This is a genomic window from Pseudonocardia alaniniphila, assembly GCF_022524485.1.
GTDB lineage: Bacteria > Actinomycetota > Actinomycetes > Mycobacteriales > Pseudonocardiaceae > Pseudonocardia > Pseudonocardia alaniniphila.
Map to the genome: position 1 here is coordinate 78,361 of NZ_JAKXMK010000029.1, position 24,260 is coordinate 102,620.

Genomic DNA, 24,260 nt, shown 5'->3' on the forward strand with positions numbered 1-24,260 from the left:
TCGCGGAGGCGTGCGGCCCGACCCGAGCGAACGGAGGCATCGCGATGGCTCAGTGCGAGGTGTGCGGGAACGACTACGACATGGCGTTCGAGGTGCACGCCCAGGGCGCCGTGCACGTGTTCGACAGCTTCGAGTGCGCGATCCACCGGATGGCACCGGTGTGCGAGCACTGCGGATGCAAGGTGGTCGGCCACGGTGTGCAGGCGGACCGCAGGTTCTTCTGCTGCGTGCACTGCGCGCAGACCGAGGGTGTGGGGGCGCAGCTGCGCGACCGCGTGGACGAGCCCCAGGCGACGGGCAGCGCCCGGTGATCACTCGACCACCATGCCGCATCGTGCGTGGCGGCCGGGGGTAAGGCATCGGCATGGCGATGACGGCGAGCACCGTGGTGCAGAAGTACCTCATGGGTGACTACCCGGCGAGCCGGGACGAGCTGGTGGACCGGGCGCGGCGGCAAGGAGCGGACCAGGCGATCGTGAGCCTCGTGCGCAACCTGCAGGTCGAGCGGTTCACGTCCGCCGCCGACGTGGAGCGGGCACTGGGGGAGGAGCACTGATCCTCGGCGCGCTGCCGGTACGTCTCAACGTCTCGCCGGCAGCCCGCTCACCAGCGGAACGAAGACGACCTCGGCGAGCTCTTCGGCGCAGCCGTCGCGGTACCGGACGAGGATCCCCTCCTGGCCGTGCCCGACCGGGCAGATCATCGCTGCGCCCGGCGCGAGCTGGTCCAGCAGCGCCGGCGGCGGCTCGGTGTCGGCCATGGCGGTGACCACGATGCCGTCGAACGGGGCGCGGTCGGGAGCACCGAGCGACCCGTCGCCCGTGCGAACCTCGACGTTGTGGCAGCCGGCCATTGCGAGCGATGCCCACGCCCGTTCCGCGAGCTCCGCATGACGTTCGATCGTCACCACGGAGCGGTGGCACCGCGCGAGCACGGCCGCGCCGTAACCGGAACCGGTGCCGATCTCGAGAACATGAGCGTCGTCGCGGGCCCCCAGGGCCGCCGTGCTCAACGCGACGATGATCGGGGCCGAGATGGTCTGGCCGTGCCCGATGTCGAGTGGTTCGTCCTGGTAGGCCGCGGACGCGAGACCGACCGGCACGAAGAGCTCCCGCGGGAGCGCGCGCATCGCGCAGAGCACCCGGGGATCGTCGATCCCGCCGGCGCGCAGCCGTTCGACCATCAGGGCACGATCTCGTTCAGCGGTCACAACGCCTCCGGTTCACGCGCTCCGGGCCGGCATGACCGCGGCATACCCGCCGTAGTGCGCCGCAATTCGTGTGGTCGTGCCGGCAGCGGAGGACCGGGGCCACCCGGGCGTCGGTTCCGGGCCGGGACGAGGAGGCGGGATGGGCGGTGTGGGCCGCGGTCCGGGGACCGGGGGCGGCCCCGGTGGGGGAACGGGCGGTGTGGGCTCCGGGCCTGGTTCGGGCGGAGGGAGTGGCCCGGGACCGGGCGGTGGCGGTGGGACAGGTGTGGGTACTGGTCCGGGACCGGGTGGCGGCGTCGGGACGGGTGGCGGTGTCGGGACGGGCGGTGGCGTCGGGACGGGCGGTGTCGGCTCTGGTCCCGGACCCGGGATCGGTGGCGGCGTCGGGATGGGCGGTCCTGGTTCCGGATCCGGGCCGGGGGGCTCCGGCGCCGGGATCGGCGGTCCGGGTTCCGGTCCGGGGGGCGGCACCGGTACCGGCACCGGCGGCGGCTGCGGGCGCGGCCCCGGCTCAGGCGGCTCGGGCGTTCGCGATTGCGTGGGAGGCGGGGTGACTGTGGGCGCACGAGTGATTGCGGTCATGCCCCCGGCTACCCGCGTCGGCCGTGGCGGACTCATCCGGCCGGTCGCCGCGGTGCCGCCCTGCTCCGTCGCCCTCGTGGAGCAGCTGAGTGCGGCCACGGCTGTTTCGATTGCGCTCGGGTGAGGGAAGGGTGGCCACGTGGATCTTTCCGCGCGCTGCCGTGGAAGCCGGAGAAACGGCAGCCGATGCTGAGCATCGTCCTCGCAGTGCTCGCCTCGATCGGCAACGCGGTCGCCTCCGTGCTGCAACGCCGGGCTGCCGCCGCTCTACCGGAAGACCAGTCCGGCGGCCCGATCACGATGCTCTGGCGGCTCGCCCACCGCCGTGACTGGATCGGTGGCATCGCCGCGATCATCGTCGGGTTCCTGTGCCAGGCGGCGGCGCTGGCGACCGGTCCCATCGCGCTCGTGCAGCCGATCCTGGTGCTGGAGCTGGCGTTCGCCCTGATCCTCGCCCAGGTGGTGTTCCGATCGCGGCTGCACCGGCGCGAGTGGGGCGCGGTGATCGGGATGTCCGCCGGGCTCGCCGTCCTGCTCTACGCGCTGCAGCCCGGTGGGGGAGACCCGGCACGTGCCGCCGCAGGCGCCTGGGTCCTGGGCATCGGGGTCACGTTCGCGGTCAGCGCCATCTTCGCCGTCATCGGGTACCGCTCCACGGCATCGCGGCGAGCGGCGTTCCTGGGACTCGCCACCGGAGTCGGGTTCGCCCTCACCGCCGTGCTGCTCACCAGCATCAGTGCGGCCTACTCCACGTCGGGCTGGAGCGGTGTCGCCGGCTCACCGCAGACCTATCTGCTGATAGTGCTCGGCCCGGCGTACTTCTTCCTCCTGCAGAAGAGCTTGCAGGCGGGCAGTCTCGTCGCCGCCCAGCCGGCACTGACGCTGTCGAATCCTGTTGTCGCCATGGCCTTCGGGGTGGTCGTGTTCGGTGAGCGCGTGCGCACCGGCGGCTGGCTCGTCCTCGCCGTCGCCGGAGCCCTGGTCATCGCCGCGTCCACGGCGGTGCTGGCCCGATCCCCGCTCCTGCACAGTGGCGAGGCCTCGGCTTCCGGCATCGGCCGACGTGACAGACGTCCTCCTCGCGACGAGCGGCAGTGATCGCCCACCCGGCCGCGGGTCAGCCCGTGCTCAGGCTTCGACCTCCGACGCCAGTCGCTGCAGATAGCCGGCGAACTGCGCGCGGTCTCTCTCGTCCCAGGTGGCGGTGAGCTCGGCGAACGTGGCGCGTTGCCAGCGGTGCGAGGAGTAGATCAGGGCGCGGCCCGCGGGGGTGAGACGGAGGACGCTCCGTCGGCCGTCGGCCGCTGCCCGCGAGCGCTCGACGTACCCGGCGGCCGCCGCGGCTGCCACCATCCGGCTCGCTCCCGACTGATCGAGGCCGAGCCGGCGGGCGACGTCACCGACCGTGGCACCGTCCGGGTTGCCTGCACCGCGCGCGCAGGCGATGACGGCCTCGACGGTGAGTACGTGCTGCGCGGTGTCCCCCGCTCCCGCAGCGACCCCGCGAACCCATCGTCGAGACCAGAACCTCACGAGCCGGAACAGCGCCGGCCCTCCCTCCGCGCTCGTCATGATCACACCGTAGCCAACGTATGCGTGTCGCATCTAATATGTATGCGATACGCACACGATGTGCCGAGAGGAAACCGTGACGATCATCCTGAACCACACCGTCGTCCGCGCCAGTGACAAGGAGCTGGCCGCACGGTTCTTCGCCGACCTGCTCGGCCTGGCCGTCGGCACGCCGGCCGGCCCGTTCACCCCGGTTCAGGTCAGCGCCGACCTGACACTGGACTTCGACGACCGTGGGCCGGTGGCGGCAGGCCACTTCGGGTTCCTCGTCGACGACGCCACCTTCGACGCACTGCTGAAGCGCCTTCACGACCGTCCGCAGATCCCGTTCGGATCCGGGCCCGAAGGCGGGTGGGACCGGCGGATCAACCGGCTCTGCGGCGGCCGGGGCGTCTACGTGGGCGATCCCGACGGCCACAGCTACGAGTTCTTCACCGCGGTGCCCGAGTGACTTCGCGTAGTCATGAATGATATTTCCGGCGTGTGGCGGATGCCGGTGGTGACGGGAGCGCGCATGATCGGGTCGTAACGTGATCGATCTGGAGGAATCCTCGCATGACGTACGCCTTCGATCCCGAGCTCGCCGCCGCCATCTCGATGTTGCCCGTTCTCGACGTCAACGATCTGCCCGCCGCCCGCGCTCGCGGCGCCGAGCTCCGGGCCGAGCTTCCCGCGCCCGACGCGACGGGCGTGCAGGTGGAGGACCGGGCCGTCCCCGGCCGCGACGGCGACCCCGACGTGACCCTGCGGATCTACCGCCCCGAGCGGCAGGCGGCCCCGGCGGCGATCTACCACGTCCACGGCGGTGGGTTCATCATCGGTGACCTGGAGATCGACCACGCGCGCAACCTCGAGCTCGCTCGCGAGTTGGGTGTCGTCGTGGTGTCGGTCGACTACCGGCTCGCGCCGGAGACCCCGTACCCGGGCCCGATCGAGGACGTCTATGCCGGGCTGGTCTGGACGGCGAAGAACGCCGCCGAGCTGGGCGTCGATGCCCAGCGGATCGCGATCCACGGAGTGAGCGCCGGTGGTGGACTGTGCGCCGGTCTGGCTCTGCTGGCGCGCGACCGCGGAGGGCCCGACATCGCGTTCCAGTTCCTCGCCATTCCCGAGGTCGACGACCGGCTGTCGACCCCGAGCATGGTCGCCTACACCGACACGCCGGTCTGGAACCGGCCCAACGCGGTGGTGAGCTGGGACTCCTACCTCGGTGCCGGCGTGGCGGGCAGCGCCGACGTACCGCCCTACGCCGCACCGGCGCGCGCCACCGACCTGGCCGGACTGCCGCCTGCGTACGTCTCGGTGATGCACTTCGACCCGTTGCGTGACGAGGGGATCGCCTACGCGCTGGCGCTGCTCTCCGCAGGGATCACGGTCGAGCTGCACCTCTTCCCGGGCACGTTCCACGGCTCCGCTTTGGTGGAGCAGGCGGCGATCGTTCAGCGCGAGCGCGCCGAGGAGGTCGCGGTACTGCGCCGGGCACTGGCGCTGTAGCGACAGGCCGGTGGTCTCGGTGCCTTCGCTGACGGCTCGGTGGCGAAGGTCAGCCCGTCGCCGACGGCCTCGAACCGCGTGGCCGTCGGCGGCTGTGTGTGGCCGAGCCTGCGCGGCGGTACCCCTCGTAACCGCCGCGGGTGTGGAGATCCCCACATGCGCGGGAATCCGTCCATCTCACTCTTGTTGTCGGTCATCGGTTCTTTCGGCCGCCGAATGGATGGACTGCAGATTCGGGATGTTCATGGCGAGCAGGCGCCGCAGCCGCTCGGGAGCGTCGGTGGTCAGCACCGGCGTGTAGATCAGCAGGCGCACATGCGGGTGGTCCGACGGTGCGAGACGGTGCTGCTCCAGATGGAGGTCGCCCACCACCGGATGGCGAAGGAGCCGTTCCCGCGAGGAGAACCCTTCGATGTCGTGGTTCTCCCAGCCGGCGCGAAACTCTTCACTCGCCTCCATTAGTCGCTTCACCAGCCGTGCGCACGACGGGTGGCCCAACCGAGGTCCGGCCTCGGCGCGGAACTGGGCGAGGTGGCTGCGGCTCACGCGCTCCCAGTCCGGGGTCATCTCGCGTACGTCGGGATCGGTGAAGATCAGCCACAGCAGGTTCCGGTCCGCGATCGGGATGCGCGACAGGTCCTTGTACAGGGCCGTGAATGCCGCGTTCCAGGCCGAAATCGCCCAGTCCGGAGATATGGCATAGGCGGGAAATCCGCCGAGTGCTTCGAGCAGCCGCTGCACGGGTGCGGGGGCCGCCTGGGAATCCGGCTCGGGCACGGGTTGCGGGGCGGAGTAGCCGGCCAGCGACAGGATGTAGTTGTGTTCGGTGACCGACAGGCGCAGGGTGCGGGCGAGCGCATCCAGCACCTGCCGGGACGGCTTGATCTCGCGGCCCTGTTCCAGCCACGTGTACCACGTGACACTCACGCCGGAGAGATAGGAGATCTCCTCACGGCGTACGCCGGACGCGGTCTTCCCCACGACCGGGGGCAGGCCCAGTTGTGTGCGCACGAGTTGCCGGCGGCGTGCCTTGAGGAAGGCGCCCAGTTCGTGACGCTGTCGTGCTTCGGGATTCACGCTCGGCGCCCCGGCTCGTCCGTGTCGCGGGGGAGAGCCCCGCGATGGGCCGGCGGCACGACGAAGTCGCCCTTCGCGGCCACGACATTGCCACGACGCATCCTGTTCTCCTGTTTCCAGACGGCTCGTGTCCTGGTTCTCGACTCGTCACTCGAGCCCGCCGGCCTGCGGGTCCCACAATGGTGCCCGCGGCGGCTTTCCCACCCCGGAGTTGTCCCTGGTGAATACCCTGGCGGGCCGGGCCAGGGTGTCGGGGGCTGCCCCGGCGCGGCCGCGCCCTGGTCGGGTGCAGCCACGCTCAGCGTGAACGGCACGACGTGAGTTGCCCAGGTGGCCACTACGTTCCGGCACTGCGCTCCTCGGTCGGTCACACGCCTCGTGCGCATGAACTCGGCCTCCGTCGGCGAACAGCACGAGCGGCGGCCCGTCGTCGAGACGGGCCGCCGGGAGCATGCCGATCCCGATCGCGGTGACCGCGCCGGAACTGGACAGAGATGCCTTTCTTCCGTTCCGGGGCCGGACGGTGGAACTCGGGCGTGCCGATGTGGCCCGGCGTGGAGTCAGCGCGCCGGGTGGAGCCGGCGATGCAGCGCTCTGCGGGTCAGTTCGAGTTCGTGCGTCACTTCGGCGGAGATGAGCTCGGCGTGGAGCCCACTGTGCAGTTCGGCGGTTTCCCCACCGCCCAATGAGAGGGTTCGATGCCGCTTCACGAGTCGTTCGAGCGAGCTGAGCAGATGGTCGGCCACGGACGCCTCGTCGGATTCGCGGTCCATGGGAGGAGTTGTTTGTGGCATCGAGCAGGATCTCAGCTCTGGCATGTACCCAGAATTCATTTCGATTTGCCGACGGGTGAAGACGGCACTAGTGCTAGTAGTGAGACCAACAGGGTGAACGGGCGGTCTCGAAACTCTCGAGATTCCCCTCGTCGGAAAGCGGTGATAGGTCCGCCCGGTTCCGGATACGAGGATCATCGTCAACCGTGAATGAGCTGTTTCATCAGAGGTACCAGTAGGAACACCAGTCCCGCGAGCCCTGGGGGCGGTGAGGACGGCGAGCGTGGTCCCCAGGGCGTTCGAGCGGTCGAGTCCGAGCGCCGACCGGTCGAAGCCGTGCTCGGGCACCTGTCGCGCCACGATCGTGCAGACCGTTGCGACGAGGTGGACCAGCAGGTCAGAGGGGTCCTTGGGGCCGGGTCCATCTGACCGGGGGCGAGTGTGACGTCCGGGGTCGGGATCGGCTCGGGCCGAGGTGCGCGGTGGTGCCGAGCCGGTCGACGGGTGTGGGCAGGGCGCGTCGGCCGACCTTGTTGTGTGGGGCCATCGGAATGGCGGTGACATGGTCGAGCCATGTGGGGATCATGTATGACGGGACCCGTTCGCGCAGACTGGAGGTAATTTCGGTGGGTCCGGGCGGGGTAGTGCCTGCGTACACACGGTAATGGTCCACGAGTTCCCCGATGCCCGGTGCCGGCTCGACCGTGTCGACCGCGACCGCGGTGACGTCCGGTACGTGCCGGTGCGCGGATTCGATCTCGGCGACATCGATGCGGCGGCCCCGGAGTTGGAACTGAAGTCACGACGAATTCCCGGTAACACCGAGGAAATCGGGAATCAAAGCACTGTCAGACGGGTCGCCGAAAACCCACGCTGCTAGATCGATGCAGCACGATCTACGAGGACCGGCATAGCAGGCGTGCGCGTCTCGTAGTCGCGAGCGTCCGGTTGCCCGGCGGGGCAGCCCCCGCTCCTACCATCGGGCATGGTGAGGCGCATCGGCTCACCCGGATCCGGGTTGCGCGGCCGGCGCCGCGAGCGAAGACCGCGTTGCTCGATGTCGTCAGCGAGCAGGCGTCGGGATGTCGCGTTTGCGCGTGTCGTGGGCGTCGATTTGAAGGCGGACCTCCCGTACGCCGGCCTGCAACGGCTCTGCACGTCGATGGTGGGTCGGCTGGAGGGTCTACCCGGTCCGCAGCAGGATGCGCTGCGCATCGCGTTCGGGCTGCGCGACGGAGCACAGCTTGCACCGCAGGCTCCGGGGCGCCCGGCTGGCCTGCTCCTGGACGGCCTGACGACATGGTTCACCGAGGGCTGCGCAACGGCCCTGCCGCCGTGGCTGCGCCGGGAGGGCCGGCGCAGCGCTGCGCGCGAGCACCTCAGCGATGCACACGACGCTTTCCGTGAGATGGGGCGCGGTCGCGTTCGCCGAGCGTGCCCGCCGGGAGTTGCCGGCCTGCTGTGAGCCCGTGCCCGCGGGCAGTCCCGAGGCGCGCGACGAGCTGACCGCCCAGGAGGCGCAGGTCGCCCGGCCGGCCCGGGAGGGCCGCACGAACCATGAGATCGACGCGGGGCTGTTCCTGAGTCCCCGGACGGTCGAGTGGCACCTACGGAAGGTGTTCGCCAAGCGCGGGATCAGCTCGCGCTGAGAGCTCTGAGGAGCCCCCGCGGAGGAGGGTGCTCCATATTCTCGGACTATCAGTGCTGCCGATAGCCCGCATGGGCCACCGTTAGTCCGAGAACGGGCCGGGCGGCTATCATCGGATGCGCACGGGTTCACGAATCCCGTCTGCAACATCCACCGTCATCTTGTGCCGGCGCGGCACCCTGTAGTGTCGGCGGCCTCCGTCACACCTCGACGCCGGGTTCGTGCACCGACGTTCGTCCGGATTGGGTGGGCCGCAATTGTGTCACCGGTACCACGAGGCCGTTCCTCAGGCCGTCTGACCTGTGCGAACGCACTCCGCCGCGAGCATCCAGTTCGTCACGTCCACACCTCCGCCGTAGTGCATGATCGGCGGCTTTGGGCTGGTGGAGTTGCCGTTGCTCCGTGTGCTGCCGCAGGGCGCGTACCGGGTGTCGCTATGCCAACTTGACGTTCTCGGCGTTTTCCGGAGAGTATCGGCCGGTCTGGACAGATCTAACCGAACGGAAGTGACCGTGGCGCAGCACGTTGAAACCCGGCTTGTCGACGACCTGGATGGTTCCGAAGCCGACGAGACGGTGACCTTCGCTCTCGCAGGGCGCCAGTACGAGATCGACCTGTCGGGCGAGAACGCGGCCAAGCTTCGCGACTCCTTGGCGTCGTTCGTCGCTGCAGCCCGGCGTAGCGGTGGCCGTCAGCGCCCCACCTCCACCCGATCCGCCGGCCGAGCCGTGAGCGCGGTTGCGAGCGACCGCGAGCACACGGCAGCGGTTCGGGAGTGGGCCCGGCAGAACGGCCACGAAATCTCCGACCGCGGACGAATCCCCAACTCCGTGCTCGAAGCCTACGAGCAGCGGAACGCGGCTCCGTCGGCCGCGGCGGAGGAAGCCCCTGCGGAGAAGGAAGCCCCTGCGGAGAAGCGCAAGTCGGCGCCGGCCGTGGCCAACCCGTTCGCGGTCGGTCAGTAGGTCGGGCTCAACCGGCGGCCGACCGGCCCCGGCCCCGGGGCCGGTCGGCATCACAGGCGTGCTTCGAGACCCGAGGTGACCCGGTCTCGATCGTGAATGTGCCGACGGTGGCCCATTTCCACAGTGGGAAACAGATCGCCGTTCACCGTCGAGCAGTGTGACCGCCAGTGAACGGATAGCGGCGGACGAACCCCTCGATCGTCCGTGCGACCGCAACCGGATCCTGCAACGGCATTGCATGCGTGACGCCCGGGACGCACACCTGATCGGCATTCGGGAGCTCGCAGGCGAGTGCGCGATTGCGTTGTGAGTACGACGTGGTGAAGTACACGCTCTCGGCTCCGTCGACGAGGAGGACCGGTTGCCGGACAGACGCGATCTCCCGCACCCCGAATGTCCACTCGGTGAGCGCCGGGAGGTCGTGGCCGAAGAAGTACGCGCTGCTGCCGATCGCTTCCGCGAGCCCGTCCACGCCCAGTTGCTGCACGAAGGCCTCGCGGTAGCCGGGCCCGCACGTCGCCCGCAGGAAAAGGTCGAACCCGTCGTCGAACCGTCCGCCGGCCACCGCGTTCATCGCGCGGGGCATCGCCGGAACAGGTGGCTCGTCCGGAGCGTGCGGGCGGGCCGGCTCGATCAGCACCAACGACCGGACCAGCTGCGGGTGCGTGACTGCCATCTGCAGGGCGACGCTGGCGCCACTGGAATGTCCCACCACGTGCGCCCGTTCGATGCGCAGCGATCGCAACGCCTCGGCGCAGTGGCGTGCGTGGTCGAGCACTGTGAGTGATCCGGTCAAATTGCGGCTGCGACCGTAGCCCGCGCGATGCGTGCGGACCACGCGGTATCCCCGCAGCTCCCGGGCGACCGGCAGGAACCAGTCGGCGCACAGGCCTCCGTGCACCAGCAGCAGCGGCTCGCCCGTGCCGCTCTCCCAGAACGTGATGCCTGCGTCGGAGAACTCCAGCTGGTGCGCGGTGGGCGTCAGGTCGAGGCCGGTGCGGGACACCTCCCGTGAGAGTCGTCGGACACGGGGATGCAGCAACCGGTGTGTGAGGGTGTCGAGCTGTCGGTCCATCTCGGCATTTCCATCGTAAGGTCCGTTTCTGCGGGTTCGCGCACCTCGTGCAGGCCGGTGTTCTGAACGGCTTTTCGAGACGCTGCACGGGAACGGATGTCCTCGGGGCGTCGGCGGCCGGATCGAGACATGCTGAGTATTGCGGCATGACCGCCCACACACCACGGGTTGTGATCTAGATTCCTACTGCTCGGTCGGAAATTGACTTCGTGAGCAGTGCAGAAGTCAGGCGCTCCAAGCGGCCATACGCAGGGAGAGGCCGTCGAGGGCCCGGTGTGCGGAATCCTCCAGCTCCGTGCGCGGCACACCGCCACAGGCGAGCACGGCGAGGCCGTGCCGTACGACGCTGATGTAGCGGGCGAGCGACGCCGGATCTTCGTCCGGAGGGAGCTCTCCCTCGGCCTGGGCCTGTTCGTACCGTTCTCGAAGGGCGCGTTCCGCCGCGACGCGCAGCCCCACCATGTGGTCGGCGACGTCGCGGTTCTCCGGCCCGCACACGAAGGCGCCTTGGAGGACGAAGCATCCCATCGGGCGCTCGGGATCGGTGAGCTGTTCGACGCTGCGCAGGAGGTACTGCCTCGTGACCTCCTGTGCGGTCGGCGCCTCCAGCGCCTGGAAGGTGTGGACGGCGTCGACGGCGTAGTAGCGGTCCAGCGCCCGGAAGAAGAGCTCCTTCTTGCTGCCGAACGCGGAGTACAGGGCTGGGCGGTTGATGCCCATGGCCATGGTGAGGTCGGTGAGGCTCGTGCCCTCGTAACCGTGCCGCCAGAAGACCTCCAGCGCGGCGTCGAGCGCACGCTCGGGGTCGAACTGTCGGGGCCTGCCCACTGCAGCCATGACCAACTCTCTCTTGCGACCTGCCAACCGCCCACGACAAGTCGCGACAAGAGACATGTTATTCCACCGCTTCGGGGCAGGTTCTGCGATCTGCGGTGTGGCGGACGCGACCATGCCGACGGCATTCGTCAGTCTCCTTCTCTGACCAGCTCGGCGCCCCGTTCCGCGATCATGATCGTCGCGGCGTTCGTGTTCACGCAGACGATTCGGGGCATGACGGACGCGTCGATCACCCTCAGGTTCTCCACGCCCCGCACCCGCATGTCCGGGTCGACCACGGCCTCGTCCCCGGTGCCCATCGCGCACGTTCCGACGGGATGGAAGTAGCTGCCTGTTCCGCGGCGCACGAAGGCCTCGATGTCCTCGACGCCCGTCACCGAGCGCCCAGGGTGCACCTCGGGGCCGCGCCAGTCGTCGAATGCGCTGTCGGCGACGATCGTGCGCGCCACCTCCACCCCGTGGACGAGGCGGTCGATATCGCGAGGTTCGCTCAGATACTGCGGATCGATGAGCGGTGGCGAATCCGGTTCGGCGTTCTGGAGCCGGATTGTGCCACGGCTGTCCGGTACCGCTGCGACAGCCAGGGTGAAGGAGTTCGGCGGTACCTGCAGGGCCGCCACATGGAACGGAACATGGATGCACATGATCTGCATGTCGGGCCCGGCAAGTGCCGCGTCGCTGCGCCACAGCAGCGAGGACTCGGCGAGGTTTTCCCTTCCGGGTGGAATCTCTTTCTTCCCCTCGTAGATCACGGACGTCAGAGGATGGTCGTGCAGGTTCCGGCCGACGCCCGGAAGGTCCTGCACCACGTCGATGCCGACGTCGAGCAGTTCCGTCCCCGGCCCGATCCCTGACAGCAGCAGCAGGCGTGGAGAGTCGACGGTGCCGCACGAGACGATGACCTCGCGATCGGCCCTCATCTCCGTGGCCTCACCGCCGTGGCGCACCAGCACCCCCTCGCAACGGGCACCGCGGAGCAGCAAGGTCATCGCTCGCGCCTCGGTGAGTACGGTCAGGTTCCGTCGTCCCAGTACGGCGGGGGTCAGGTAGGCGGCGGCCGTGCTCTGCCGCTGACCTTGCGTGATCGAGAGGTCGTGCCACCCCACTCCCTCCTGGTCGTCGGCGTTGAAGTCGGTGGTGAGCGGGTGCCCGAGGCGGACGGCCGCGTCGACGAAGGCCCCCGACACCGGGTTCGGCTCCTGCGCCGGCGCCGGTCGCATGGGCCCGTCCGTGCCGCGAAAGCATGGATTGCCCGTGGGCACCGATTCCGCTCGCCGGAAGTAGGGGAGCAGGTTGTCGAACTCCCAGCCCGAAGCGCCTGCCCTGGACCACGCATCGAAGTCGTTGCGATGTCCGCGCAGATAGACCATTCCGTTGATCGACCCGCTACCGCCGACTGTTTTTCCGCGCGGCCAGTGGTGCCGGGCTCCATCCATCTCGGCTTGTGGTGTCGTCCGGTACGAGTAGTCGATTTCGCTGCCCAGGAGTGTCGGCCACATCGGGGGTGTCCGAATCTCGGGCAGGACGTCGTATGAGCCGTTCTCGAGCAGGAGGACGTTGACGTCGTCCTGCTCGGAGAGCCGGGATGCGAGAACGCATCCCGCTGATCCTGCGCCGACGATGATGTAGTCGAAGGTGGATGTCATCAGAAACCTTCCGATGGCTCGAGCCGCGCGGCCGACGGCGACGCTGGGAGCGGGCGTGGCAATCCGCGGGCCCGCCGCGTCGACGAGCCCGTGTGAGGTGAAGGAGTGCCGCCGTATTTCCGACTGTTCGGTAGGAAAGGAAGCTAGCACGGTCCCGTCGCGCTGACAACGGCCCGGAATTGTGCGGGCCTGATCAGGCACAGGGAGAAATGCGGCCGATCCGGCGGCGACGCAATTTCCTTACAAACCGGTGAAAATCGCCACGACGACGACCATTGTCGCGTAAGCGACGGCGGCCGCGGCGACCGCCCGCACGCGACGCCGTTCGCTCCAGCTCGTGCGTCCGAGCGCCCATGCCAGCGCGGGCAGCACCAGGATCGCGTGCAGAGCCACGCCGTGCACCGGCTTGAGCGTGCTGATCGCGCTGTAGGCGAGCTGCGCGTTGCCCGTACGCGCCTCGGAGACGCCCGAGCCGATCATCACGCCTCCGACGGCCAGGCCGACGACCAGCAGGGTGAACCCCGAGCGCACGGCCAGGCGCATGCTCGGGGGAAGACCGCGGGCGCCCCCCACCGCGCCCGCGGCGAACCCCAGCACCGTCACGATGATCAGCCCGCCGCCTGCGGCGAGGGTCATCGAGACCGCGGTGTCGAATCCGGTCGCGAAGTTGAGGTGGGAGGGGACACCGCGCCAGGCCTGCATCGTGACCAGCGCCGTCTCCAGCACGCTCACCGCGGTGAACGTTCCGAGCAGCACCGTCCGGAGCGCCGGCCGCAGCGCCAGGGGCGACGTCACCCGGGTGACCGCGGCCAGCGTCAGTCCGAACGACAGCCCGAACGTCAGGGCCTTGCGCAGGGACACCGGCCCCAGCCAGGGGCTGCCGGTGGCGACCAGCACGCCCAGGTGGGCGAGCCCACTCGCGACGAGCAGCGCGGCGACGAGGTACGCGGCGCGCTCGATGCTCCGCGCCCCGCTCCCGACGCCGAGCGGGGCCCGCTCACCCGCGGGCCCTCGCTCGTCGAGCGTGATCGGCTGCCCGTCACCGTTCATGGCAGCGACGCTAGGACCGGGCCGGCGATCAGCGCGTCCTCTCGGCGGAGGACCCGTGAGTACCACCACGGGTGTAGCCCCGGCCGGCCCTCGATCACCCCGCGGTGGCCTGCGCCACCGGACCGCGCTGCGTGAGCCGCCCGCGTGCCTTCAGCCACAGCACGAGCCCCACGGCCACCGCGGCGAGGGCCGGGACGATTCCACAGAACGCCATGGCGACCCGTGGTCCGTAGGCCGTGGTGATCCACCCGATCATCGGGCCACCCAGCGGCGTGCCGCCGACGAACACCAGCATGTAGAGCCCCATCACCCGGCCTCGTACCTGTGGGTCCACCCACGACTGCACCGAGGAGTTGGCCATCGCCTGGAAGATCAGATTGACCATCCCCAGGGCCACGAGCGCGGCGAGGAAGGTCGGGACCCCGGGGGCCAGCGCGGCGGCGGTCTGCGCGAGACCGAACCCCACCGCCCCCAGGACCAGCGTGCGCAGCCGCGTGTCGGTGCGCCCGCCCGCGATGAGCGCACCGGCAACCGAGCCGACCGCGAGCACGGCGTTGAACAGGCCGTAGAGGTCGGCGCCCCCGCGGAACGTCTGGTCGGCCATCGCGGTCAGCACCACCGGGAAGTTCAGGCCGAAGGTCCCGATCACGCCGACGAGGAAGATCGTCCAGACGATGTGCGGACGCGCCCGCACGTAGCTCAGAGCCATCCGGAGCTGTCGCGGTGTCCGAAGCGCTGCGGGAGCGCGCGTGAGCTCGGCCGAGCGGATCAGCGCCAGTCCGATCACGGGTGCGACGTAGGACGCCGAGTTCGCGGCGAACGCCCATCCCGTGCCCACCGTGCCGATCAGCACACCGGAGACGGCGGGCCCGATCAGCCGGGAGGTCTGGAACACCGCCGAGTTGAGTGCGATCGCGTTGCGCACGTACGGCGCCGGCACCAGCTCGTTGACGAACACCTGGCGCGTCGGGTTGTCGACGACCATCACCAGGCCCTGGGCGAGTGCGAACGCGTACACGTATTCGACGCGTACGTGCCCCGTGAGCGTCAGGACGGCGAGGCTTCCGCTCAGCGTGCCGTTGAGGGACTGGGTGATGATGAGGATCGTTCGTTTCGGGAAGCGATCCGCGAGCATGCCGCCGTGCACGCCGAACAGCAGCATCGGCAGGAACTGCATCGCCATCGTGACGCCGACGGCTGCGGAGCTGCCCGTCAGCTCCAGTACCAGCCAGTCGAGTGCGATGCTCTGCATCCACGTGCCTGTGCTGGCGACGCCGTGACCGGCGACGTAGATCCGGTAGTTGTGCACGCGGAGCGCGGCGAATGTGCCCCTGCGGTGCGTCGTAGCGGTGGTGCTTGCGGGTATTTCGGCCGTAGCCGTTGTCACAGAGAGCCCTTCATAGCGTCGAAAGATCACCTCCAGTCTGGAAGGAGAACGGGATATTGTGAACGTCGATCAGCCGACTTACTGTTATTGCGGGGCGTTATGGCCATCACGTACGACCCGATCCAGCTCCAGACCTTCCTCGCCGTCGCCCAGACCCGCAGCTTCACGCAGGCGGCGGCCCGCCTCGGTATCCGCCAGCCCACCGTGAGCCAGCACATCCGCAAGCTCGAGGAGGCCACCGGCCGGGTGCTCGTGCAGCGCGACACGCACTCGGTCACGATCACCACGGACGGCGAGGCCATGATCGGGTTCGCCGGCTCGATCCTCGCCGTGCACGAGCAGGCGGCCGCCTATTTCAACGGCGAACGCCCGCACGGCAGGCTGCGCATCGGCATGTCCGACGACCTCGCGCTCACCCGGCTGCCGCAGATCCTGCGCGACTTCCGTCGTGACCACCCCCTGGTCGATTTCGACCTCACCGTCGACCAGAGCGGCAGCCTGCACCGGAGGCTGGAGAACGACCGGCTCGACCTGTTCGTGGGCAAGCGGCCCCGCGGAGAACACCGCGGCCAACTCGTGCGCCGTGACCGCCTGGTGTGGGTGGGCAACGGCTCCACCAGGCTCGACTTCGACAAGCCGCTCCCGCTCGTCGTCTACCCGATGCCGAGCCTCAGTCGCTCGGCGATGCAGAACGCGCTGGAGCGCACCAACACGGCCTACCGCAGCGCGTGTATCTGCCGGGGCGTCAACGGCCTGATCGCCGCCGTCGCTGCCGGCATCGGGATCTCCGCGCTGGCGAGCAGCCTCGTCCCGGTGCAGCTGACGTCGCTCGGCCCGCAGCATCGCCTTCCCGAGCTCGGCTACATCGATCTCGTCTTGCTCACCAACCCCCGCACGGAGCAGCGGCCGGCCGCGAAAGCACTGGCCGCGGCCGTGCTCGCGAGCGGTCCCACCAGCCTGTCGGCCACCTGACGGCCGGACGAGTGGGCGCTGTCGTCCGCTAGGTCCGGACCGCCGCGGCGCTCGTGCGGAGGCACTTAGCGGCGCCCGTCAGAAGCCTGCGCAGCACGTCGGCGGGTGCCGTGGGATCGGTGCCGCGCCACCCGACGACCTGATCGGGGCGCAGCAACAGCGCGCAGCCCTCAGGGAGGAACCCGGCCGCCAGCCGGTGTACCGGCAGGGGCAGCGGTGCGGACGCGGCGCCGTGCTCCCAGCCGGCCGGGTCGTCGTTCACGACGAGCGCCCATCCGGGACCGGCCAGGTCGAGGGTGGAGCGCGTGTGGGCCTCGTCGAGCCATTCGTGCGGTACCCGTGTGCCCACGCGGCCCGCGGGTGCGAACACGTCGACGGGTTCGATCTCGCCGCCTTCGTCGGGGCCGCCCACCAGGGCGCCGGACGGGTACTGGAACCCGCCGGCGGCCAGCACGAACGGGTGCGCGAGGGCTTCGTCGGCCGTGGCCGCCGACCGCAGGTCTGCCGAACGCCTGCTCGACTGGTCCGCGGCGAACCAGCCGGCGGGCCGCCGCTCGGCGTCGTAGCTGTCGAGGAGATCCGGTGCCGCGGCACCGGTCAGCACGGCCGCGAGCTTCCAGCCCAGGTTGTGTGCGTCGGCGATGCCGGTGTTGGCGCCGGTCGCTGCGAACGGTGGCATGACGTGCGCGGCGTCGCCCGCCAGGTGCACCCGCCCGGCAGAGAACCGGTCGGCGACGAGCATCTCCGGCTGCCAGGCCAGCACGCTCAGAACCTCGAGATCGGGCGCGGGCACGCCGAGCGCGGTCCGGAGCAGGGCCGCCCAGTCCCGCTCGGTCCCGCCGCCTGCCATGAACACCCAGCGGGAACGACCGTCGATGGAGGCGAGAGCGCCGGGAGCGTCCGGGTGCTCGATCTGGCAGAGATTGAACTCCCGGCCGTGCACGACTTCGGCGAGGTCCGCGCGGAAGTAGACGTTCACGGCGGGGCCGCCGATCGCCCCACGTCCGGAGCGGCCGATCCCGAGCGCGGTCCGTACCGGGCTGTGTGCGCCGTCCGCCGCGACGAGGAACGGCACATGCAGCTGCTCGTGCCGCCCGCTCGCCCGGTCGTGGAGCTCGGCGACCACACCGTCCGGCCCGGAGGTGAAGCCGGTCAGCTCCGTGCTGAACCGGACGTCGGCGCCGGCCTCGGCCGCCGCGCTACGCAGCACGGGCTCCAGGACGTCCTGGGCCACGAGGCAGGGCAGCTCGGGACCGGGCTCCAGATACGTCCCGTCGGGAGCGGACGGTAGCCAGAGCGGCAGCTGCTCGGCCTCCGCGAGCGTTCGCCCCGCGGCCATGTGGTGGTGTTCGGCCAGGTCGCGGGCGGCCTCGTGCACGAGGCCGGCGATCCCGAGCTCGCGGAACACCTCCATCGTTCGCCTATGGAACCGGCGGGCCTTGGGCTGCGGCGACGTGGTCGCCCGCTTCTCCACGAGCGTCACCTCGACGCCGTGGTGGCGCAGTACGAGGGCTGTCGTCAATCCGACGAGCCCGCCTCCGGCGACCAGCACCCGTGTACTTTGTACATTCACGGTGTACTTAGTACACGACAGCTAGGATCCCGGCAATGTCCTCGTCGACCGATCCGAGTCAGGTGCCGGGCGGGCTGGTCTGGTTCGACGAGCCCCCGCCGCCGCGTGCCACGGAGCAGCTCAGTCGCGAGAAGGTCGTGGCGGCCGCGATCGCCGTCGCGGACGCCGAGCTGCGAGGCGACGTCACGATGCGCGCGGTCGCGGCCCGCCTCGGCGTGCGCAGTCCGATGGCCCTCTACCGGTACGTCGGCAGCAAGGACGGGCTGGTCGACCTCATGGTCGACGAGGTGTACGGCGAGATCGACGTGCCTCCGGCCGGCGACTGGCGGGAGTGCCTGCATGGGCTGGGGTGCTCGACGTGGGACGCCGTGCGGCGGCACCCCTGGTTCGCCCGGCTCGCCTTCAGTCGTCCGCCTCTCGGACCGCACGCCCTCGCCACGTACGACGCGGCGCTCGCCGGGCTCGCCGGGCTTCGCCTGGACGCTGCGACCCGCATGGGATTCATCGACACGGTGCTCGGCCAGGCGCTGGCGTCCGGGCTCGCGCTGCTCGAGGAACGGGCCATGCGCGAGCGCGTCGGCCTGCTCACCGACGAGCAGCTGGGCGCCGCCGCTCGTCCCTACCTGGAGCGGATCACGGCCGAGGGTCGCTACCCGCACTTCATCGCGTGGGCCAACGACCCCGGTCGCTTCCAGCAGCCGCCGAACTCCTTCGAGCAGGTGCTGCAGTGGCTTCTCGACGGCCTTGCCCGCCTTGCCGACGATCGCGCCTGACGCGCGGACATCCCTTTCGTCCGCCGGTGTGCAAGCGTTGATGCCGATATGTGACCGACGCGGCAACCATGATCACACTGATGCAACGCCGGGCGAGGCGGTGCCGATGGATCGATGGCGTCCACGGCAGGACGCAACGCGATGTGTGGAGGCGATGGTGCAACACCTGGTGGCGACGCGGTTGCTGCAGAACCCGCTGGGCCAGCCTGCGGCGCCCGGGACCCGTGGCGACATCGTCCGGGTGAGCGACGGGCGGGCCTCCGTGTACCTGCTCCCGCACGAGTACGAGGCCGCCGACGACCGCTCGCTGCGGTGGTTGCTGGCCCAGAAATCTGCGCGGGCCTCGTAATTGACCGCCTCGTCGCGATGAGTGCCCTGATCCGACAACCGTCGGCCGAAAAGAGACATGAGATGCCGATGGGTGACGAGTGGGATTGGCCGGACGAATTGTGATCGCTTCTCGATAAGTGCTGTGCGTACACTGAGCATCTCCGGTGATCACCTTCGAATGTGATCAGCCCACGATGTCGCCGAGTTGATCAGCCGGATTCGAGTCGAACAGATCCGGGGGACGCATGAGCTTGTCGTTGATGGGTGGTTTCCTGCTGGCGGTCGTCGTCGGCGCGATGGTGCCCGGTGCGACGACCGCGCTGGTCGTCCGCCGCAGCGCGCTACACGGCCCCGCAGCGGCGGTCCCGGTGATCGCAGGCGTGGAGCTGGGGTTGTTCGCCTGGGCGTTCGCCACGGCGGTGGGTACGGCGGCCCTGGTGGCGGTCAGCGAGGCGGCGTTCCTGGGGCTGAAGATCGCCGGTGCCTGCGTGCTCGTGTACCTCGGGATACAGGCCTGGCGTGCCGCCCGGAAGGACGTCGTCGACGAGTTGCCGCAGGCCGGGGCGTCGCGCGGCCGCTGGCGGGACGCGGGCGCCGGCCTGCTGACGAACCTGGCCAATCCCAAGGTCGCGGTGTTCACCTTCGCGTTCTATCCCCAGTTCGTCGCGGCCGGGCCCGGGATCGTGCACCGCACACTGCTGCTGGCCCTGGTGCAGGTGGTCGTCGACGGCTCGTGGTTCCTGCTCGTCGCGATGATGGTGGGGCGGGTCCGCGGGCTGTTCTCCCGGGCGAAGGTCCGGCGCGTCCTGGAGCGCGCCACGGGCACCGTGCTCGTGGCGCTCGGGCTCGGCGTGCTCGCCGAGAACGGTTGATTTCGGCTTCCCACGGTTTCGCTTCTCGCCACCGAGCACGGCGCTGTGGCGGAATGCGACCGACATCTTCTCGGTCCGGGTTGGCGCAACCCGTTCCCGGCGGAGCCCGCGGTGGTCGCCACATACCACCGCATGGCGGCTTCCCCGAACTTCCGACGGCCGATCCGGTACTCGGAGATCGACGCTTCGCAGTTCGACGCGGTGCATCTGCCGGGCGGCCACCCGCCGGGTATGAAGCAGTATCTGGACAGCCGGCTCCTGCAGGAGAAGGTGGCCACGTTCGACGCCGCCGGAAAACCGATCGGCGCCGTGTGCCACGGAGTGCTCGTCGCGGCGCGAGCACGCAACCAGAAAACGGGAAAGAGTCTGCTCGCCGGGCGTACCGTGACCACGCTGATCAAGCCGATCGAGCAGTACGCCTTCCGCAGGACGTTCTATCGAGTCGGGCGCCGCTACCGCACCTACCGGACGTACACCGAGGACGAGGTGCGTGCCGCCGTCGGTCCTGGCGGCCGGATCGAGCACGGTTCCTCGTGGCAGGAGCCGCTGGTGGTGGTCGACGGAATGATCGTGACGGCCCGGTACCCGGTCGACGTCGAAGCGTATGCGGAGCGTTTCGCGCGGTTGGTCGAGAATGCGAGGTCGAAGCCCGTCAGCTGACGATCGGCGCCGAGCGGGTAGTTGCACCTGATGAGTAGGGACTTTCGCCTCTGCTCGTTTCCCGCCCGATCCGGCGATTCTCGACGGGTCGGAGGGAACGCAGCACCCGCCGGCCGACGGCCGGCCGCGGCAGCGTCCGTGCCGGAACGGCGCGGGATGCGTGACGCGCTGTGAGCCGTGACGGACGGCTCGCACGCACCTCCGGCAGGCCCGGGGGCTGTGCCTCGTGTTGGGGAGCGACGGAGCGCCGCCCCCGGGCACCTGGCCTCTCGGCCCCGATCCGGACGACCATCAGGTCAGGAGGAGATCGGCGACGTCCCTGCGTCGTGTGGCCGGAACGGGCCATCCGCGGCCGATCCGCAGCCCTGCCTGCGGCGGCCTGCTGTCGCCCACGAGCCGGCCCAGCTCCGCGCGCGCCTGCGGCACCTCGACCACATGCGACAGGAGCGACACGGCCAGACCATCGGCGGTCGCCGTGAGCAGCACACGCTGAAGGGCCTGTCCCGCCTGCACGTCCCCGGCCGGGCCGGGCAGGCTGGTCGTCAGAACGGCGATGAGTGGCTCCTGCTCGAAGTCCTTGCCCGGCGCACGCACCTGGCCCGAACCCGCCGTGAAGTCGCGCAGCACCCATCGGTCCTGCGGTTCGGGGAGTGGGCCGCCTGCCGGTAGGGGCACCCCGTCCGACCGGTCCGGAGCGACGCCCGTCCATCGTGCGGTCTCGGCCTGGACGAGGGGGTCGGCCAGTTGGATGCGGTGTGCCTCGGCCGCGATCCGCTGCATCTGCGCCCGTTGTCCGCGGTGCTCGATGATGTGCAGGCGCCCGCCCTCCTCGGCGGCGGCGCGGCACAGTTCCCGCTGCTCGGCCGCGGAGACCCGCACGTCGCTGTACGGATGGCGGTTGCTGCGCCGTTGCGGGATCGCACGGAGCAGACGGAGCTGTTCCGGCGAGGGTGGAGCCGCAGCGCCACGGTGTACGAGGGCGACGAGGCCTGGCCGATCGTGGTCGGGGAGGACGGTGACCCGCGGGCGGAAGCCGAAGCCGTGCACGGCGATGCGGAGGTTGAACAACGCGGCGCCACACGCGAGCCGCAGTTCGCGGTCGTGCGGGTCGGTCGCGGGGAGCCGGCGGTCCGGATCGGCGTGCAGCTCGATGACATCGTCCGTCACACGGAAGAGCCACGGCTGGGAGTTGTGCAGCGAGGGCGCTCGCCCCGCCGCCCGCAGCACGTCGGCGACCTGAGCCGGGGAGAGGCCGAGTGCGCCGGGAACCGTGGTCATCGGACGTCAGCCCGCGGCGGCGCGTCGTGGGCAGAGGCGGTGTCCCGTGAGGCGCTGCAGGGGGACGGCGACGACGTGTGCGGCGGGGCCGGACGCCCACCCCTCGGGCACACCGCCGGTGATCACGGCGAGCCGTGCGGAGTCGACCACCTCGTATGCCTGTCCGACTCCCAGCACGCTCCACCCGGTCCGCGTCGCCGGGTCGAGGTTGTCGACCTGGAAACCGACGACTGCCGGGCGGGCCGCCGTGAAGTAGCGCCCGCCTCCGGTGCGGAAGAGGACTTCCTCACCCTCGAGGAGGTAGTGCACGGGCAGCGCGGCAGGCATCGCGGCCTCGGTGAAGACGATCCGGCCGACGTCGACCTGGGCCAGCAGCCTCAGGCATTCGCTGCGGTCGAGTTCCACGAGCTCCGCGACGGCGGCCGCGCCACGCGGGTCCGATCCGGTCACGCCGTCGAGCTTCTCGGACCGTTACCGCGCCGGGGTAGGGCCGGACGCCTCTGCCGATTCTCCAACGGACCCGATCGGGCCTGGGATCGTGTGCTCGCCTCAGCCGTTCGGGATCGACCAGATGACCACGGTGCCGCTCGGCTCGCGCGCACCGGTCTCGAAGCTGCCTCCGTGCCGCTCGGCTCGTCTCTGCATGTTCGCGAGCCCGCTGCGACGGGTGGCGTGCACCATGCCGGTGCCGTCGTCGCGGACGGTGAGGACCAGCCGGTCGGGCCGGACGACGAGGTCGACCTCCGCGGTGCGGGCGCGCGCGTGGCGGGCCACGTTGGTGAGCGCTTCGCGCACCACCGCGACGAGGTCCTCGGTGACGTCGGTGGGCAGGGCGTCGACCGTGCCGGTGAAGCGGACGGCCGGGTCGAAGCCCAGCGCCGGAGCGGCCTCGGCGGCCACGGCGAGTATCCGGGCCCGCAGACCGGCAGGGTCCGTCCTCGGAATGTCGTGGAGCTGGAAGATCGTGGTGCGGATCTGCCCGATGGTGGCGTCGAGGTCGGCCACGGTGCAGAGCACGCGGTCGGTCATCGGCCCCGGCCCGAGCCCCATGGCCACGCTCTGCAGGGACAGGCCCGCGGCGAAGAGCCGCTGGATGACGTGGTCGTGCAGGTCGGCGGCGATGCGGTCGCGCTCGTCGAGCATGGCAGCGCGTTGCTGCTCGGCCCGGGCCTCGGCGAGCTCGATGGCGACGGCTCCCTGGTTGGCGAAGCTGCCGGCCATGTCCAGGTCGTCGGCGGTGAACGCGGTGCGTCCCCGAACCCGGGCGGCGCTGAGCACGCCCTGGACCCGCCGCGAACCGACCAGTGGCAGGACCATGATCGGGCCGACGTCCAGAACGGCCGGTGCGACCGACCCGAGGCGGGTGTCGCCGTCGGCTCGGGAGAGACGCAGCGGTTCTCCGGTGAGGAGCACCTGCCCTTCGAGGGATCCGTCTACCGGGAGGGACCGGCCGGCAAGCTGCTCCGCCCCGATTCCGACGGCGACGTCGACACTCAGCTCGCCGACCGCATCTCTGTCACCCGGAGGGAGGGCGACGGTCACCAGGTCCGCGTCGGCGATCTCCCTGCTCCGCTCGGCGATCATCTGGAGCGGGTGGACGGGCTCGCTGTTCGTACTCGCGTCGGGGGAGGCCAGGAGCTTGCGGGTGATCGCGGCGGAGGCCTGCAGCCACTCACCGCGGGTGCGGGCGGAGGCGTAGAGCCGGGCGTTGTCGACGGCGACCGCGGCCGTGGCGGCGATCGCCGTGGTGAGCTCCTCGTCCTCGGCGCTGAACGCACCCCGGGTGCTCTCGGCGAGGTAGAGGTTGCCGAAGATCTCGTCGCGGATCCGGATGGGCACGCCGATGAAGCTGCTCATGGGCGGGTGTCCGGGTGGGAAGCCACACGAGCGGGGATCCTCGGCGATACGGACCAGCCGGATGGGACGAGGGTCCTGGATGAGCGCACCCAGGAGCCCCTTGCCCTCGGGGAGGTTGCCGATCCGTTCGACGGCGTCCGGCGGCATCCCGATGTGGATGAACTCGGACAGGCCGCCCGCCGGGGAGATCACGCCGAGCGCGGCGTACCGGGCGCCGACGAGCTCCCGCGCCGCCTCGACGATCCGCCGCAACACGACTGGGAGCGTCAGATCGGTGATGATGAGCTGGTTGGCCTGGAGCAGCCCGCGCAGCCGCCCCTGCGTGGCCATCACCTCCTGGGCGCGATCGACGAGCTGACCCAGCAGCTGGTCCAGCTCCAGCCTCGGCAGGTCCGGGAAGGTCAACCGGGCCCGAGCGCTTTCCGCGCTGCCCGGCCCGTCGGCCCGCGGCGCGTCAGCCGGCCGGTGGGCCTCAGGAACCGATGCACCGTGGTCGGTCGACACGAGCACCTCCTGCGCTCGGTGGACGCCCACCTGGGCCGGCAGGGCGGCGTTCCGAGCCGAGGCGGGTCTGCCTGTGCCGTCCACCGTACCGGCCTGCCGGTCGCGCGCATGCCCGACGACCTGGT

At 70.3% G+C, this 24,260-nt stretch carries 24 protein-coding genes and 2 pseudogenes; 13 read left to right on the plus strand and 13 right to left on the minus strand.

Annotation, left to right across the window (positions count from 1 at the left end):
• Window positions 1–44 precede the first annotated feature (44 nt).
• Complete coding sequence (locus MMF94_RS30030) at window positions 45–311, plus strand: hypothetical protein (protein ID WP_241040674.1); 267 nt, start codon at window positions 45–47, stop codon at window positions 309–311.
• A 59-nt stretch (window positions 312–370) separates the two neighbouring features.
• Complete coding sequence (locus MMF94_RS30035; RefSeq protein ID WP_241040675.1) at window positions 371–556, plus strand: DUF2795 domain-containing protein; 186 nt, start codon at window positions 371–373, stop codon at window positions 554–556.
• 24 nt (window positions 557–580) lie between these two features.
• Here the strand turns inward: MMF94_RS30035 and MMF94_RS30040 are convergent, their stop codons facing one another.
• Entirely contained in the window at window positions 581–1,210 is a 630-nt protein-coding gene (locus MMF94_RS30040) for a protein-L-isoaspartate(D-aspartate) O-methyltransferase (RefSeq protein ID WP_277398854.1), read from the minus strand.
• Window positions 1,211–1,978: 768 nt separating this feature from the next.
• Between MMF94_RS30040 and MMF94_RS30045 the strand changes: the two genes are divergently transcribed.
• A complete protein-coding gene (locus MMF94_RS30045) occupies window positions 1,979–2,890 on the plus strand; it encodes a DMT family transporter (protein ID WP_241040678.1) in 912 nt (303 codons plus the stop codon).
• A 30-nt stretch (window positions 2,891–2,920) separates the two neighbouring features.
• Here the strand turns inward: MMF94_RS30045 and MMF94_RS30050 are convergent, their stop codons facing one another.
• The gene (locus tag MMF94_RS30050) at window positions 2,921–3,364 is read right to left on the minus strand and encodes a MarR family winged helix-turn-helix transcriptional regulator (RefSeq protein WP_241040679.1); all 444 of its coding nucleotides are present in this window, start codon (window positions 3,362–3,364) and stop codon (window positions 2,921–2,923) included.
• 76 nt (window positions 3,365–3,440) lie between these two features.
• On the opposite strand from MMF94_RS30050, the gene MMF94_RS30055 reads away from it, so the two are divergent.
• Together MMF94_RS30055 and MMF94_RS30060 are read left to right on the plus strand one after the other, a co-directional pair.
• Window positions 3,441–3,815, plus strand: coding sequence for a VOC family protein (locus MMF94_RS30055; RefSeq protein ID WP_241040681.1), 375 nt, complete (start codon window positions 3,441–3,443; stop codon window positions 3,813–3,815).
• Between the two features lie 104 nt (window positions 3,816–3,919).
• A complete protein-coding gene (locus MMF94_RS30060; RefSeq protein WP_241040683.1) occupies window positions 3,920–4,858 on the plus strand; it encodes an alpha/beta hydrolase in 939 nt (312 codons plus the stop codon).
• A 177-nt stretch (window positions 4,859–5,035) separates the two neighbouring features.
• On the opposite strand, the gene MMF94_RS30065 is transcribed toward MMF94_RS30060, so the two are convergent.
• Window positions 5,036–5,935, minus strand: a complete 900-nt coding sequence (locus MMF94_RS30065) for a helix-turn-helix transcriptional regulator (RefSeq protein ID WP_241040686.1) — start codon at window positions 5,933–5,935, stop codon at window positions 5,036–5,038.
• A gap of 560 nt (window positions 5,936–6,495) precedes the next feature.
• Complete coding sequence (locus MMF94_RS30070; RefSeq protein WP_241040688.1) at window positions 6,496–6,681, minus strand: hypothetical protein; 186 nt, start codon at window positions 6,679–6,681, stop codon at window positions 6,496–6,498.
• 1,129 nt (window positions 6,682–7,810) lie between these two features.
• Between MMF94_RS30070 and MMF94_RS30075 the strand changes: the two genes are divergently transcribed.
• The 3 genes and pseudogenes from MMF94_RS30075 to MMF94_RS30085 all read left to right on the plus strand — a co-directional run.
• Window positions 7,811–8,173, plus strand: coding sequence for a hypothetical protein (locus MMF94_RS30075; protein WP_241040689.1), 363 nt, complete (start codon window positions 7,811–7,813; stop codon window positions 8,171–8,173).
• Between the two features lie 4 nt (window positions 8,174–8,177).
• The gene (locus MMF94_RS30080) at window positions 8,178–8,357 is read left to right on the plus strand and encodes a helix-turn-helix domain-containing protein (protein WP_241040690.1); all 180 of its coding nucleotides are present in this window, start codon (window positions 8,178–8,180) and stop codon (window positions 8,355–8,357) included.
• Window positions 8,358–8,868: 511 nt separating this feature from the next.
• A pseudogene (locus tag MMF94_RS30085) lies at window positions 8,869–9,213 on the plus strand (histone-like nucleoid-structuring protein Lsr2); the annotation flags it as partial.
• Between the two features lie 250 nt (window positions 9,214–9,463).
• Here MMF94_RS30085 and MMF94_RS30090 read toward each other — a convergent pair.
• From MMF94_RS30090 to MMF94_RS30110, 5 genes are all read right to left on the minus strand, one after another.
• Window positions 9,464–10,327, minus strand: a complete 864-nt coding sequence (locus MMF94_RS30090; protein WP_241040691.1) for an alpha/beta fold hydrolase — start codon at window positions 10,325–10,327, stop codon at window positions 9,464–9,466.
• A gap of 294 nt (window positions 10,328–10,621) precedes the next feature.
• Complete coding sequence (locus tag MMF94_RS30095) at window positions 10,622–11,233, minus strand: TetR/AcrR family transcriptional regulator (RefSeq protein WP_241040693.1); 612 nt, start codon at window positions 11,231–11,233, stop codon at window positions 10,622–10,624.
• Between the two features lie 128 nt (window positions 11,234–11,361).
• Window positions 11,362–13,080 (minus strand): GMC family oxidoreductase, encoded by a 1,719-nt coding sequence (locus MMF94_RS30100; RefSeq protein ID WP_241040695.1) that lies wholly within the window; start codon window positions 13,078–13,080, stop codon window positions 11,362–11,364.
• A 39-nt stretch (window positions 13,081–13,119) separates the two neighbouring features.
• Window positions 13,120–13,929 carry a hypothetical protein gene (locus MMF94_RS30105; RefSeq protein WP_241040698.1) on the minus strand — a complete coding sequence of 270 codons (810 nt, stop codon included), beginning with the start codon at window positions 13,927–13,929 and terminating at the stop codon, window positions 13,120–13,122.
• A 94-nt stretch (window positions 13,930–14,023) separates the two neighbouring features.
• Window positions 14,024–15,316, minus strand: a complete 1,293-nt coding sequence (locus MMF94_RS30110) for an MFS transporter (protein WP_241040700.1) — start codon at window positions 15,314–15,316, stop codon at window positions 14,024–14,026.
• Window positions 15,317–15,415: 99 nt separating this feature from the next.
• Here MMF94_RS30110 and MMF94_RS30115 point away from each other — a divergent pair, with 99 nt between their 5' ends.
• On the plus strand, window positions 15,416–16,288 hold the full coding sequence (locus MMF94_RS30115) for a LysR family transcriptional regulator (RefSeq protein WP_241040702.1): 873 nt from the start codon (window positions 15,416–15,418) through the stop codon (window positions 16,286–16,288).
• A gap of 28 nt (window positions 16,289–16,316) precedes the next feature.
• Here the strand turns inward: MMF94_RS30115 and MMF94_RS30120 are convergent, their stop codons facing one another.
• The gene (locus tag MMF94_RS30120; protein WP_277398855.1) at window positions 16,317–17,861 is read right to left on the minus strand and encodes an FAD-dependent monooxygenase; all 1,545 of its coding nucleotides are present in this window, start codon (window positions 17,859–17,861) and stop codon (window positions 16,317–16,319) included.
• Window positions 17,862–17,896: 35 nt separating this feature from the next.
• Here MMF94_RS30120 and MMF94_RS30125 point away from each other — a divergent pair, with 35 nt between their 5' ends.
• From MMF94_RS30125 to MMF94_RS30140, 4 genes and pseudogenes are all read left to right on the plus strand, one after another.
• Complete coding sequence (locus MMF94_RS30125) at window positions 17,897–18,634, plus strand: TetR/AcrR family transcriptional regulator C-terminal domain-containing protein (RefSeq protein ID WP_241040706.1); 738 nt, start codon at window positions 17,897–17,899, stop codon at window positions 18,632–18,634.
• 154 nt (window positions 18,635–18,788) lie between these two features.
• A complete protein-coding gene (locus MMF94_RS30130; protein WP_241040708.1) occupies window positions 18,789–18,983 on the plus strand; it encodes a bL9 family ribosomal protein in 195 nt (64 codons plus the stop codon).
• A gap of 226 nt (window positions 18,984–19,209) precedes the next feature.
• Window positions 19,210–19,836 (plus strand): LysE family translocator, encoded by a 627-nt coding sequence (locus tag MMF94_RS30135; RefSeq protein ID WP_241040711.1) that lies wholly within the window; start codon window positions 19,210–19,212, stop codon window positions 19,834–19,836.
• Window positions 19,837–19,875: 39 nt separating this feature from the next.
• A pseudogene (locus MMF94_RS30140) lies at window positions 19,876–20,496 on the plus strand (DJ-1/PfpI family protein); the annotation flags it as partial.
• 291 nt (window positions 20,497–20,787) lie between these two features.
• Here the strand turns inward: MMF94_RS30140 and MMF94_RS30145 are convergent.
• From MMF94_RS30145 to MMF94_RS30155, 3 genes are all read right to left on the minus strand, one after another.
• A complete protein-coding gene (locus MMF94_RS30145) occupies window positions 20,788–21,774 on the minus strand; it encodes an Acg family FMN-binding oxidoreductase (protein ID WP_241040713.1) in 987 nt (328 codons plus the stop codon).
• A 6-nt stretch (window positions 21,775–21,780) separates the two neighbouring features.
• A complete protein-coding gene (locus MMF94_RS30150; protein ID WP_241040714.1) occupies window positions 21,781–22,224 on the minus strand; it encodes a pyridoxamine 5'-phosphate oxidase family protein in 444 nt (147 codons plus the stop codon).
• A gap of 99 nt (window positions 22,225–22,323) precedes the next feature.
• On the minus strand, window positions 22,324–24,135 hold the full coding sequence (locus MMF94_RS30155; RefSeq protein WP_241040715.1) for a sensor histidine kinase: 1,812 nt from the start codon (window positions 24,133–24,135) through the stop codon (window positions 22,324–22,326).
• Window positions 24,136–24,260 lie beyond the last annotated feature (125 nt).

Coding starts and splice junctions, on each gene's coding strand:
- MMF94_RS30105 (WP_241040698.1), bottom strand. CDS start 13,929: ATGAACGGTGACGGGCAGCCGATCACGCTCGACGAGCGAGGGCCCGCG.
- MMF94_RS30130 (WP_241040708.1), top strand. CDS start 18,789: ATGGTGCAACACCTGGTGGCGACGCGGTTGCTGCAGAACCCGCTGGGC.
- MMF94_RS30115 (WP_241040702.1), top strand. CDS start 15,416: ATGGCCATCACGTACGACCCGATCCAGCTCCAGACCTTCCTCGCCGTC.
- MMF94_RS30030 (WP_241040674.1), top strand. CDS start 45: ATGGCTCAGTGCGAGGTGTGCGGGAACGACTACGACATGGCGTTCGAG.
- MMF94_RS30145 (WP_241040713.1), bottom strand. CDS start 21,774: ATGACCACGGTTCCCGGCGCACTCGGCCTCTCCCCGGCTCAGGTCGCC.
- MMF94_RS30095 (WP_241040693.1), bottom strand. CDS start 11,233: ATGGCTGCAGTGGGCAGGCCCCGACAGTTCGACCCCGAGCGTGCGCTC.
- MMF94_RS30125 (WP_241040706.1), top strand. CDS start 17,897: ATGTCCTCGTCGACCGATCCGAGTCAGGTGCCGGGCGGGCTGGTCTGG.
- MMF94_RS30135 (WP_241040711.1), top strand. CDS start 19,210: ATGAGCTTGTCGTTGATGGGTGGTTTCCTGCTGGCGGTCGTCGTCGGC.
- MMF94_RS30045 (WP_241040678.1), top strand. CDS start 1,979: ATGCTGAGCATCGTCCTCGCAGTGCTCGCCTCGATCGGCAACGCGGTC.
- MMF94_RS30050 (WP_241040679.1), bottom strand. CDS start 3,364: ATGACGAGCGCGGAGGGAGGGCCGGCGCTGTTCCGGCTCGTGAGGTTC.
- MMF94_RS30060 (WP_241040683.1), top strand. CDS start 3,920: ATGACGTACGCCTTCGATCCCGAGCTCGCCGCCGCCATCTCGATGTTG.
- MMF94_RS30035 (WP_241040675.1), top strand. CDS start 371: ATGACGGCGAGCACCGTGGTGCAGAAGTACCTCATGGGTGACTACCCG.